General features: G+C 74.1%; 9 protein-coding genes. 7 read left to right on the top strand and 2 right to left on the bottom strand.

Annotation, left to right across the window (positions count from 1 at the left end; all coding sequences use genetic code 11):
• The first annotated feature begins 254 nt into the window (after positions 1 to 254).
• From ACIPRD_RS03930 to ACIPRD_RS03905, 6 genes are all read left to right on the top strand, one after another.
• Complete coding sequence (locus tag ACIPRD_RS03930) at positions 255 to 1,121, top strand: hypothetical protein (protein ID WP_401559628.1); 867 nt, start codon at positions 255 to 257, stop codon at positions 1,119 to 1,121.
• A 418-nt stretch (positions 1,122 to 1,539) separates the two neighbouring features.
• Positions 1,540 to 3,060, top strand: coding sequence for an aldehyde dehydrogenase family protein (locus ACIPRD_RS03925; protein WP_401559625.1), 1,521 nt, complete (start codon positions 1,540 to 1,542; stop codon positions 3,058 to 3,060).
• A gap of 55 nt (positions 3,061 to 3,115) precedes the next feature.
• Positions 3,116 to 4,648, top strand: coding sequence for a GMC family oxidoreductase (locus tag ACIPRD_RS03920; RefSeq protein ID WP_401559623.1), 1,533 nt, complete (start codon positions 3,116 to 3,118; stop codon positions 4,646 to 4,648).
• Positions 4,645 to 5,733 (top strand): glycine betaine/L-proline ABC transporter ATP-binding protein, encoded by a 1,089-nt coding sequence (locus ACIPRD_RS03915; RefSeq protein ID WP_356400713.1) that lies wholly within the window; start codon positions 4,645 to 4,647, stop codon positions 5,731 to 5,733. The genes ACIPRD_RS03920 and ACIPRD_RS03915 overlap by 4 nt, the downstream gene beginning before the upstream one ends.
• A complete protein-coding gene (locus ACIPRD_RS03910) occupies positions 5,733 to 7,691 on the top strand; it encodes an ABC transporter permease (protein ID WP_401559620.1) in 1,959 nt (652 codons plus the stop codon). Before ACIPRD_RS03915 ends, ACIPRD_RS03910 begins: the two co-directional genes overlap by 1 nt.
• 1 nt (position 7,692) lies before the next feature.
• Entirely contained in the window at positions 7,693 to 8,658 is a 966-nt protein-coding gene (locus tag ACIPRD_RS03905; protein ID WP_356400709.1) for an ABC transporter substrate-binding protein, read from the top strand.
• Positions 8,659 to 8,830: 172 nt separating this feature from the next.
• On the opposite strand, the gene ACIPRD_RS03900 is transcribed toward ACIPRD_RS03905, so the two are convergent.
• On the bottom strand, positions 8,831 to 9,328 hold the full coding sequence (locus ACIPRD_RS03900; RefSeq protein ID WP_356400707.1) for a carboxymuconolactone decarboxylase family protein: 498 nt from the start codon (positions 9,326 to 9,328) through the stop codon (positions 8,831 to 8,833).
• Positions 9,329 to 9,375: 47 nt separating this feature from the next.
• Here ACIPRD_RS03900 and ACIPRD_RS03895 point away from each other — a divergent pair, with 47 nt between their 5' ends.
• Positions 9,376 to 10,779: a PLP-dependent aminotransferase family protein gene (locus ACIPRD_RS03895; protein ID WP_356400705.1), complete on the top strand. Its 1,404-nt coding sequence runs from the start codon at positions 9,376 to 9,378 to the stop codon at positions 10,777 to 10,779.
• 329 nt (positions 10,780 to 11,108) lie between these two features.
• Here ACIPRD_RS03895 and ACIPRD_RS03890 read toward each other — a convergent pair whose 3' ends face one another.
• Complete coding sequence (locus ACIPRD_RS03890; RefSeq protein WP_401560049.1) at positions 11,109 to 11,993, bottom strand: hypothetical protein; 885 nt, start codon at positions 11,991 to 11,993, stop codon at positions 11,109 to 11,111.
• Between the last annotated feature and the right edge of the window lie 104 nt (positions 11,994 to 12,097).

The raw sequence follows: 12,097 nt of genomic DNA, 5'->3' as shown, positions 1-12,097 counted from the left end.
CGCCGACGCTCCCGCCCCCGTCCCGGCCGTCCCATGCGCCGAGCGCGCCGGCCGCCGGGACCGGCCCGGCCGCCGGGACCGGCCCGGGCACTGGGGCAGGCCCGGACACCTGGACCGGCCCGGACACCGGGACCGGCTCACGCACCGGGACCGGCTCACGCACCGGGACAGGCCCGGACACTGGGATCGGCTCACACACCGGGACGGGCCCGGACACCGAGACGGGTACGGGTGCCGACACGGGTGCGGGTGCCGTGATCGGTGCCGGCACGGGTACCAGCACCGGTGTCAGCCCCGGCACCGGTACCGGCACCGCTGAGGGCGCCGCGTGGCCGCCGCCGGACGTGCCGGGCGCCGTCACCATCACCTGGCCGCCGGCCGCGGACGGGCCCCAGGCGCCCCGCGCCGGCGGGCTGAACCGGCGTCGGGTGGCCGTGGTCGCCACCGGTGCCGCGGTCGTCGGCGTGGCGGTGAGCGTCGCGCTGTTCCTGACCGTCGGCCACGGCAGCCCCGCCCCGCACCGGAGCCCTGTCGCCGGGCCCTCCGGCTCGACGCACCCGCCGTCACCGGCGCCCTCCACGTCCGGGGTGCCCACCATGTCGCCGTCGCCGTCCGGCTCCGCCACGGCGCTCCCGGCGGGCTTCGCGTCGTACGACGACGAGGAGGGCTTCCGGATCGCCGCGCCCGAGGGGTGGACACGCAGCTCGGTCGGCTCCTCGTACGGCATCCGCGTGGTCAACTACCGCAGCCAGGACCGCAGGGAGCGGCTGCAGATCTACCAGGTGGCGGAGCAGTCCCCGGACGCCTCCTTCGAGCTGTTCCTCGACCCGACCACCCACAAGCCGCGGGGCTTCGAGAAGCTCTCTTTGCGGAACCTCGACGACGGCGACTTCATCGGCTCGCGCCTGGAGTACCTGGCCGACTCGATCAGCGGCGAGCCCGACGTCGGCACCTGGCGTGTCTACGACGAGCGCTTCGTCGCGGCCGACGGCAACATCTACTCCGTCACCGCGTACGCCCCCGACTCCGGCAGCCACGAGGACGAGCTCGCGCTCCTCACCACCGCGCTGGGCCACTTCTGCCCGCCCGCCACGAACTGCGACGGCGACGCGCTGGACTGAGCGCGCGCGGCGACGCCCGGCGGCCGCCCCGGTCCGCTCCACAGCCTGTGGGCGGCCACCGGGCGGCCCGGCCGCCGGCCCGCTGCTGCCGCTTCCGCTTCCGCTGCCGCTGCCGCTTCCGTTTCTGCTTCCGCTTTCGGCCGGCCGCCCGGCGCGCGGCCTCCGTCGACAGGCCCCACCAGGCCGTTCCTCACGCGTTTCCGATCACCGCCCCCCTCCGCCGGCCTCCGGTTCCGCCCTCCGCACACTCCTCCGTGTCCGATTTACCGGCATTTCTCCCGGGTTTTCAGTGACCCCGCGCACTTTGAGCCATCGATCGCGCATGTCAGGCGAAACCCCGGGCAGGCGGTGGCGGTCCCCGAGCGTGACATCCGTGTCACACAGGGGCACCGAACAGGAACGGAAGGCGATACCGATCATGGCGGACAGAACGGAACGACAGGCCCGGGCGACCATCCACGTGGGCGGCGAATGGCTCGAAGCGATCGCCGGCGGGACACGCGAGATTCTCGACCCCGCGGACGCCCTGCCGTTCGCCGTGGTCGCCGAGGGGGACGCGAAGGACGCCCAGCGCGCGGTGGCCGCCGCGCGGCAGGCCTTCGACCACGGGCCCTGGCCCGGCACCCCCGTCGCCGAGCGTGCCGCGCTGCTGCGCCGCGTCGCCGACCTCCTCGTCCGTGACCGCGAGGAGCTCGGCCTGCTGGAGAGCCGGGACGCGGGCAAGACCGTCGAGGAGGGCCGCGTCGACATCGACTGCGTCGCCGACGCCTTCCGCTACTTCGCCGACCTGGTCGCGGGCGAGGCCCCCGGCCGCGTGGTCGACGCGGGCACCCCCGACGTCCACAGTGTCGTCGTCCACGAGCCGGTGGGCGTGTGCGCGCTGATCACCCCCTGGAACTACCCCCTGCTCCAGGCCAGCTGGAAGATCGCCCCGGCGCTCGCCGCCGGCAACACCTTCGTGATCAAGCCCAGCGAGATCACCCCCCTGACGACCGTCGCGCTGATCGGGCTGCTGGCGGAGGCGGGCCTGCCGGCCGGAGTCGCCAACCTCGTCACCGGCCCCGGCCACACCGTCGGCGCCGAGCTCGCCGAGCACCCCGGCGTCGACCTGGTCTCCTTCACCGGCGGCCTGGCCAGCGGCACCAAGGTCGCCCAGGCGGCCGCGCCGACCGTGAAGAAGGTCGCCCTGGAGCTCGGCGGCAAGAACCCCAACGTCGTCTTCGCCGACGCCTGCGCCACCGAGGAGGGCTTCGACACCGCCGTCGACCAGGCCCTCAACGCGGCCTTCATCCACAGCGGCCAGGTCTGCTCGGCCGGCTCCCGGCTCATCGTCGAGGAGTCCGTCCGGGACCGCTTCGTCGCCGAACTCGTCCGCCGCGCCAAGCGGATCAGGCTGGGCCGCGGCACCGGCGAGGGCGTCGAGTGCGGCCCCCTGGTCTCCGAGGCACAGCGCGCGAAGACCGAGGCGTACGTCTCCGGCGCGCTGGCCGAGGGCGCGGTGCTGCGCTGCGGCGGCAAGCGGCCCGAACCGGGCGAACTGACGCCCGCCGCCGGCTACTTCTTCGAGCCGACCGTGCTCGACGGCTGCCACCGCGAGATGGCGGTCGTCCGCGAGGAGGTCTTCGGACCGGTCCTCACCGTCGAGACCTTCCGCACCGAGGACGAGGCCGTGTTCCTCGCCAACGACACCGAGTACGGCCTCGCCGGTGCCGTCTGGACCGCCGACGCGGGCCGCGCCCGCCGGGTCGCCGGCCGGCTGCGCCACGGCACCGTCTGGATCAACGACTTCCACCCCTACCTGCCGCAGGCGGAGTGGGGCGGCTTCGGCAAGAGCGGCACCGGCCGCGAACTGGGGCCCGCCGGGCTCGCCGAGTACCGCGAGACCAAGCACGTGTACCAGAACCTCGCGCCGAAGCCGGTGCGCTGGTTCGCCGGCTGATCCCGCCCGTCACGCGCCCCTCACCTCCCCCAGAGCCTCCGGAGCACGCACCACCATGTCCCACACCCCCCACCTGTACGACTACGTCGTCATCGGCGGCGGCACCGCCGGGTCCGTCATCGCCTCCCGCCTCACCGAGAACCCGGACGTCACCGTCGCCGTCATCGAGGGCGGCCCCTCCGACGTCGGCCGCGACGACGTGCTGACCCTGCGCCGCTGGATGGGCCTGCTCGGCGGCGAGCTGGACTACGACTACCCGACCACCGAACAGCCCCGCGGCAACTCGCACATCCGGCACAGCCGCGCCCGCGTGCTCGGCGGCTGCTCCTCGCACAACACCCTGATCTCCTTCAAGCCGCTTCCCTCGGACTGGGACGAGTGGGAGGAGGCCGGCGCCAAGGGCTGGGGTGCGGTCCCCATGGAGGCGTACTTCGCCCGCCTGAAGAACAACATCGTCTCCGTCGACGAGAAGGACCGGAACGCGATCGCCCGCGACTTCGTCGAGGCCGCGCAGTCCGCGCTCGGCGTCCCCCGCGTCGAGGGCTTCAACAAGAAGCCGTTCACCGAGGGCGCCGGCTTCTTCGACCTCGCCTACCACCCCGAGAACAACAAGCGCTCCTCCGCCTCCGTGGCCTATCTGCACCCCGTGATGGACGAGCGCCCCAACCTCCACCTGTACCTGGAGACCTGGGCGCACCGGCTGGAGCTGGACGGCACCCGCGCCGAGGGCGTGCACGTGCGCACCAAGGACGGCGAGGAACTGCTGATACGGGCCCGCGAGGAGGTCCTGCTCTGCGCCGGCGCCGTCGACTCGCCCCGCCTGCTGCTGCACTCCGGCATCGGCCCCCGCGGCGACCTGGAGGCCCTCGGCATCCCCGTCGTGCTCGATCTGCCCGGCGTCGGCGAGAACCTGCTCGACCACCCCGAGTCGGTCATCGTCTGGGAGACGGACGGACCGATCCCGGAGAACTCCGCCATGGACTCCGACGCGGGCCTGTTCGTCCGGCGCGACCCCGAACACCCCGGCCCGGACCTGATGGTCCACTTCTACCAGGTCCCCTTCACCGACAACCCCGAGCGGCTGGGCTACGAACGCCCGGAGCACGGCGTCTCGATGACCCCGAACATCCCCAAGCCCAGGAGCCGCGGCCGGCTCTACCTGACCAGCGCCGACCCGGCCGTGAAGCCCGCCCTCGACTTCCGCTACTTCACCGACGAGGAGGACTACGACGCCCGCACCCTCGTCGACGGCATCCGCCTCGCCCGCGAGATCGCCGCGAGCGAGCCGCTGGCCGGCTGGCTCAAGCGCGAGGTGTGCCCGGGCCCCGGGATCCAGAGCGACGAAGACCTGAGCGAGTACGCCCGCAAGGTCGCCCACACCGTGTACCACCCCGCCGGCACCTGCAGGATGGGTGCCGCGGACGACGAACTGGCCGTCGTCGACCCGGATCTGAGGATCCGCGGCCTCGACGGCATCCGCATCGCCGACGCCTCCGTCTTCCCGACCATGACCGCGGTCAACCCGATGATCGGGGTCCTCATGGTCGGGGAGAAGGCCGTCGACCTGCTCGGAGGTGACGCCCGATGACTCTCACCGTTCCCACGCGCAAGCCCCCCACCGACACGCCCGCCGGATCCCCGGTCTTCTCCGTCGACGGCCTGTGGAAGGTCTTCGGCCCGAAGGCCGGCCGCGTCCCGGCCGACCCGGAGCTCCAGCGGCTCGACCCCGCCGAGCTGCGGGCCCGCACCGGCTGCACCGCCGCCGTGCGTGACGTCTCCTTCGACGTGCGCAAGGGCGAGGTCTTCGTCGTCATGGGCCTGTCCGGCTCCGGCAAGTCCACGCTGGTGCGCTGCCTGACCCGGCTCATCGAGCCGACCGCCGGCACCATCGCCATCGACGGCGAGGACGTCCGGGCCATGGACCGCACCCGCCTGCGCGAACTGCGCCGCCACCGTGCCGCGATGGTCTTCCAGCACTTCGGTCTCCTCCCGCACCGCACCGTCCTCGACAACGTCGCCTACGGCCTGGAGATCCAGGGCGTCGCGAAGTCCGAACGGCGCGAGCGTGCGGCCGAGTTCGTCACCAAGGTCGGCCTCGAGGGCATGGAGCACCGCCGCCCCGAGCAGCTCTCCGGCGGCCAGCGCCAGCGCGTCGGACTCGCCCGCGCCCTCGCCGTCGACCCCGAGGTGCTGCTCTTCGACGAGCCGTTCAGCGCCCTCGACCCGCTCATCCGGCGGGACATGCAGGACGAGGTGACCCGGCTGCACCGGGAGGAGGGCCGCACCATGGTCTTCATCACCCACGACCTGTCCGAGGCGCTCAAGCTCGGCGACCGCATCGCCCTGATGCGCGACGGCCGCGTGGTCCAGCTCGGCACCCCCGAGGAGATCGTCGGCTCCCCGGCCGACGACTACGTCCGCGAGTTCGTCCGGGACGTCCCGCGCGAGCAGGTCGTCACCTGCCGCACCGCCATGCGCCCGGCCGCCCCCGGCGAGAGCGCCGGCGGTGCCGCCCTCGACCCGGAGACCACGGTCTCCGAGGCCATCGAGGCAGTCGCCCGCACCGGGGCCCCGGCCCGGGTGATGGACGGGGCCCGCTGTCTCGGCGTCGTCGACCACGAGCGGCTGCTCGCGGTCGTCGCCGGAACGGAGCCGCTCAAGGAGGCGGCGTGATGGCCACCGTCAGTACCACCACCGCGCCCACCGCGACGCGCCCGGCGCCGCCCGCCGTGCTGCGCCGGCCCGCGGCCCGCAAACTGCTCGCCCTCGCCGTCGTCGCCGCCGTGCTCGTGCCCCTCGCGCACGGCAGCTTCGGCAGCGGTGCCTGGCCGCACGCGCTGACCGTCGACTTCTCCAAGCCGCTCGCCGACGCCAGCGGCTGGGTCGTCGACCACCGCGACACCCACCCGGTCTTCCTGTACTTCTTCGGCTACATCAGCAACGGCGTCGTCCTCGGCGTGCGCGCCGTCTACCTCGCCCTGCTCGCCCTCGGCTGGGCCGGCGTCACCGCTCTGGGCGGACTCGCCGCCTGGCGTCTCGGCGGGGTCCGCCTCGGCCTCGGCACCGCCGCGGCCTTCCTGGCCTGCGGCGCCCTCGGCATGTGGGTGCCGACCATGCAGACCCTCGCGCTGATGACCGTCGCCGTCCTCGCCTCCGTGGCCGTCGGCGCCGTGCTCGGCCTCGGCGCCGGACTCTCCGACCGCCTCGACCGCGCCCTGCGCCCGGTCCTGGACACCATGCAGGTGCTCCCGGCCTTCGCCTACCTGCTCCCCGTGGTGCTGGTCTTCGGCATCGGCGTGCCCGCGGCCGTCCTCGCCACCGTCGTCTACGCCGCCCCGCCCATGGCCCGTCTCACCGCGCTCGGCCTGCGCGGCGCGGACCCCGAGGTGCTGGAGGCCGTCGAGTCGCTGGGCTCCACCCCGCGCCAGCGTCTGCTGACCGCCCGCATCCCGCTGGCCCGCAAGGAACTCCTGCTCGGCCTCAACCAGACGATCATGATGGCGCTGTCGATGGCCGTCATCGCCTCGGTGATCGGCGCCGGTGGCCTCGGCGACCGCGTCTACCAGGCGCTCGCCTCGGTGGACGTGGGCGCCGCCCTCGCGGCCGGCATCCCGATCGTGCTCCTCGCCGTCGTCCTGGACCGGGTCACCGCCGCCGCCGGACGCGGAGCGGGCGACCCCGACGCCGCCCGCTCCGTCGGCTGGCCCTACGCCCTCGCCGCCGGTGCGGCCGTCGCCCTGGCCGCCCGGCTGCTGGGCCGTCTCGACTGGCCCGCCGGCTGGACGCTGGAGATCGCCGCGCCGGTCAACCGCGCCGTCGACTGGATGACCGCCCACCTCTACTCCGGCGTCCCCGTCGTCGGCGGCACCGCCGACTGGGCCGGACACTTCACCACCTGGATGCTGGACCCGGTCCGCTCCGGCCTGCAGTGGCTGCCCTGGTGGTCGGTGCTGCTGATCGTCGCCGCGCTCGCCTGGCTGATCGGCACCTGGCGCACCGCCCTGACCGCCGTGCTCGCCATGGCCGCGATCGGCGCGCTCGGCGTCTGGCAGCCCGCGCTCGACACCCTCTCCCAGGTGCTGGCCGCCGTCGCCGTCACCCTGGTCCTCGGTGTCGCCACCGGCATAGCCGCCGCCCGCGACGGACGCGTCGAGCGCGTGCTGCGCCCGGTCCTGGACGTCTTCCAGACCATGCCGCAGTTCGTGTACCTGATCCCCGTCGTCGCCCTGTTCGGCGTCGGCCGCGCGCCCGCCGTCGCCGCCGCCGTCGTCTACGCCCTCCCCGCCGTCGTCCGGATCACCGCGCAGGGCCTGCGCCAGGTCGACCCGGCCGCGATGGAGTCGGCGCGCTCGCTCGGCGCGACCGGCCGCCAGCAGCTCTGGCAGGTCCAGCTGCCGCTCGCCCGCCGCTCGCTGCTGCTGGCCGTCAACCAGGGCGTGGTCCTGGTCCTCGCCGTCGTCATCATCGGCGGCCTGGTCGGCGGAGGCGCCCTCGGCTACGACGTCGCCTTCGGTCTCGCCCAGGGCGACCTGGCGACCGGCCTGGTGGCCGGCGCGGCCATCGTCTGCCTCGGCCTGATGCTCGACCGGGTGACCCAGCCCGTCGACCGGAACGCGAAGAAGGGAGCCTGACATGCGCGTCCGTACGACCGCCCTGGTGGCCGTCGCCCTCTCCGCCCTCGTCGCCGGTGTGACCACGGGCTGCGGCGCCGCCGACATGACCAAGCAGGCCAGCCCCTTCGCGAACGCGGGCGGCGCCAAGTCGGTGACCCTGTCCGTGCAGTCCTGGGTGGGCGCGCAGTCCAACGTGGCCGTCGCCCAGTACCTCCTCCAGCACAAGCTGGGCTACCGCGTCGACACCGTCCAGGTCGACGAGGTGCCCGCCTGGGACGCCCTGAGCCAGGGCCGCGTGGACGCGCTCCTGGAGGACTGGAGCCACCCGGAGCAGGAGAAGCGGTACGTCGACGACAAGAAGACGGTCGCTCCCGCCGGCGGCCTCGGGGTGACCGGGCACATCGGCTGGTACGTCCCCACCTACCTGGTCAAGCAGCACCCGGACATCACCGACTGGCGGAACCTGAACAAGTACGCCTCGCTCTTCCGCACCCCGGAGAGCGGCGGCAAGGGCCAGATCATGGACGGCTCCCCGGCCTACGTCACCCACGACAAGGCCCTGGTGAAGAACCTGAAGCTGGACTACCAGGTGGTGTTCGCCGGTTCCGAGGCCGCCCAGATCACCCAGATGAGGCAGTTCGCCAAGGAGAAGAAGCCCTTCCTGACCTACTGGTACACCCCCCAGTGGCTGTTCAAGAAGGTCCCCCTGACCGAGGTGAAGCTGCCGCCGTACAAGGAGGGCTGCGACACGGACGCGGCGAAGATCGCCTGCGCCTACCCGCACACCCCGCTGCGGAAGTTCCTCAACGCCGACTTCGCGAAGTCCGGCGGCAGGGCGGCCGCCTTCCTGAAGAAGTTCCGGTGGACCACCGAGGACCAGAACGAGGTCTCGCTGATGATCGCCGATCAGAAGCTGAGCCCTCAGGACGCGGCGAAGAAGTGGGTGGACCGTCACGAGTCCACCTGGAAGCGGTGGCTGGACTGAGCCCCGCCCGGACCGGCGGCGCGGTCCGGACCCGGCACGGGCGGCCCCGTGCGCACCTCACCCGGTGCGCACGGGGCCGCCCGCCGTCCGGAGCCGCGCGGTCCGCCGTCCGGAGCCGCGACCGCCCGTCCGGAGCCGCAGGCCCCGCCCCCGGCCGCGGCGGCCCGGGCCGTCAGTGCCGGCCGGGCTCGTAGTTGCCCGGGACCATCCGGGTCGTCACGGCGAACCGGTTCCACGCGTTGATCACCGTGATCGCGGCGATCAGCTGGGTCAGCTCGGCCTCCTCGAAGTGCTTGGCGGCCTTCTCGTACACCTCGTCGGGCACGAAGCCGTCGGTCAGGACGGTGACGGCCTCGGTCAGCTCGATCGCCGCCACCTCCTTCTCCGTGTAGAAGTGCCGGGACTCCTCCCACGCGCTGAGCTGGACGATGCGCTCCACGCTCTCGCCGGCCGCGAGCGCGTCCTTGGTGTGCATGTCGAGGCAGAACGCGCAGTGGTTGAGCTGGGAGGCCCGGATCTTGACCAGCTCGCACAGCTTGGGGTCGAGCCCCTGCCGGGCGGCGGCGTCCAGGCGGACCATCGCCTTGTAGACGTCGGGCGCGTGGTCGGTCCAGTTCAGACGCGGGGTGTGCGCGGGGGCGTAGCGGGAGGTTTCCTCTGCGGTACTCATGTGTCCGACCCTAGGAGCGGGAAAGCCCGGGGGTATGGTCCATTTCCATGGCGGAACCGTGGGCCACTTGGGGCGTCGACCTGCACCTGGAACCGGCCGGCACCGGCGGACTGCGCCGGGGCCTGACCGACGCGCTGCGCGACGCCGTCCGCACCGGCCGCCTCGGCCCGGGCACCCGGCTGCCGTCCTCCCGCTCCCTCGCCGCCGACCTCGGCATCGCCCGCAACACCGTTGCCGAGGCCTACGCCGACCTGGTCGCCGAGGGCTGGCTCACCGCCCGCCAGGGCTCCGGGACCCGGGTCGCCGAACTGGCCGCCGTCGCGCCGGCCGGACCCGGGGCGCCGCCCCGGCGCCGTGTGCCCGGCCGGCCCGTCCACGATCTCGTCCCCGGCACCCCCGACCTCGCCGCCTTCCCGCGCGCCGAGTGGCTCAAGGCCGCTCGCCGCGCCCTCGCCGCCGCCCCCGCCCGGGCCCTCGGCTACGGCGACCCGCGCGGCCGCCCGGAACTGCGCACCGCCCTGGCCGGCTATCTCGCCCGCGCCCGCGGTGTCCGCGCCGACCCCGACTCCCTCCTGATCACCGCCGGGTTCTCGCACGCGCTGAGCATCCTCGGCACGGTGCTGCGGGCGCGCGGGGCGGACACGGTCGCGGTGGAGTCGTACGGCCTCGACGTCCACTGGGCGCAGCTGCGCGACCAGGGCCTGGCCACGCGCCCGCTGCCGTACGACGGACTCGGCACCGGGACGACGGCGCTGACCGGCGAGGCGGCGGTCCTGCTCACCCCCGCCCACCAGTTCCCGACCGGCGTGCCGCTGCACCCCGACCGGCGGGCCGGCGTCGTGGAGTGGGCGCGCCGCACCGGCGGGCTGGTCCTGGAGGACGACTACGACGGCGAGTTCCGCTACGACCGCCAGCCCGTCGGCGCCCTCCAGGGCCTCGACCCCGGCCGGGTCGTCCACCTCGGCACCGCCAGCAAGTCCCTCGCCCCGGGCCTGCGCCTGGGCTGGATGGCGCTGCCCCCGTCCCTGCTGGAGGAGGCGGTCGCGGCCAAGGGGGAAGTCGACAGCTGCGGGGTGCTGGACCAGCTGACGCTCGCCGAGTTCCTCACCTCCGGCGCCTACGACCGCCATGTCCGCTCCGCCCGGCTGCGCTACCGGCGCCGCCGCGACGCCCTCACCGCCGCCGTCGCCGCCCGTCCGCCGGACGCCCCGCGCATCGAGGTGACCGGGATCGCGGCCGGTCTGCACGCGCTGCTGCGGCTGCCGCCCGGCACCGAGCAGTCCGTCGTCCAGGCCGCGGCCTACCAGGGACTGGCGCTGCACGGCCTGTCCTTCCACCGGCACCCGGAGGCGGTCGTCCCGCCCGTGGACGCCCTGGTGGTGGGGTACGGGACGCCTTCCGACAGCGGCTGGCCGGGGGCGCTGGAGGCGCTGTGCCGGGCACTGCCGTGACCGGCGACTCCGCTTCTCCGAGAAGCACTTGGCCGTTCGGACTCCCATAAGGGGCGTTTCGTACGGGGGTTGGCGGAGCGGTGGACGTGCGCTACAGTTGATCTTGTTGCAGGCCGCCGGAACTCCCGGAGACCGGACACGCGTTGGTGGTCCAAGGAAAGACGCCCCGCTTCCTGCGGGGAAATGCAGGTGCAAGGCCTGCCCGGCGCTCAGAAGAAAGAACCCCGCCTCCGTCACGGAGGCGGGGTTCTTCGCGTCAGGGGCCCAGGACGCACGCCCGTCGGCACCGGGGCCCGGCGCCGACGGGCGCCGGCGCCGGACGCCGCGTCTCAGTGCGCCACCGGCGCCGGGGCCGGCGTGTCCGTCCCGGCCGGCGCCTCCCCGAACCGGGCCAGGGCGAGCGCGCCCGCCACCGCCACCGCGAAGCCCAGCACCGCCAGCCACGCGAGACCCTCCCGGGTGCGGTCGCCGAGCCAGACCACACCGACCGCCGCCGGGCCGATCGTCTCGCCGATCACCATGCCGGCCGTCGCCGTGGTCACCGAGCCGCGCTGGAGGGCCGAGGTCAGCAGCAGGAACGCGGCGCCGCCGCCGAGCAGCAGGCCGTAGAGCGCGGGGTCGGTGAACAGGGCGGCGGGGCGCAGGGAGCCGATGAGCCGGACCGCCACCTCCACCACACCGAAGCCGAGACCCGCGCCGAGCCCGAGCAGCAGCGCGCGGGCCCGCCCGGACATCCGGGCACCGGCCGCGCCCAGCAGCAGCACCCCGGCGGCAGCCACGGGCATCGCGTACGGCAGCCACCCCGGGCCGCTCAGGTCGCCCTCCGCGCCCGAGGCCAGCCCGAGCATCGCCAGGCCCGCGCACACCACGCCGACGGCCGCCCACTCCAGCCCGCTCAGCCGGACCCGCAGCAGCCGTGCCGCCACCACCGCCGTCACCGCCAGGCTGGCCGCCAGCGCCGCGCCCACCGCGTAGATCGGCACCGAGCGCAGCGCGGCGATCTGGAACACGAAGCCCAGTCCGTCCAGCGCCAGCCCGGCGAGATAACGCCACTGCCGCAGCGCGCGCAGCAGCAGCGCGGCCTCACCCGCCGAGGTCCCCGGTCCGCAGGCCCCCGGTTCCGCGGCGCCTGTCGCGGCCGCCGCCCGCGCGGCCATCGCCTGAAGAACCGTCGCCGTACCGAAGCAGACCGCCGCCCCGAGGGCACACACCATTCCAAACAGCACGAAGCGACTCTAAGCGAGCGGGGCGGCGCCGGTGCCCCCGCACAGGAGTTCTCACCTTTCTCTAAGCTGTGGGGCGGATTCACACCACGACG

Origin of the sequence: Streptomyces sp. NPDC090108 (assembly GCF_044747185.1) — a bacterium.
Lineage (GTDB): Bacteria > Actinomycetota > Actinomycetes > Streptomycetales > Streptomycetaceae > Streptomyces.
This window is presented reverse-complemented; position numbering and strand designations above follow the sequence as displayed.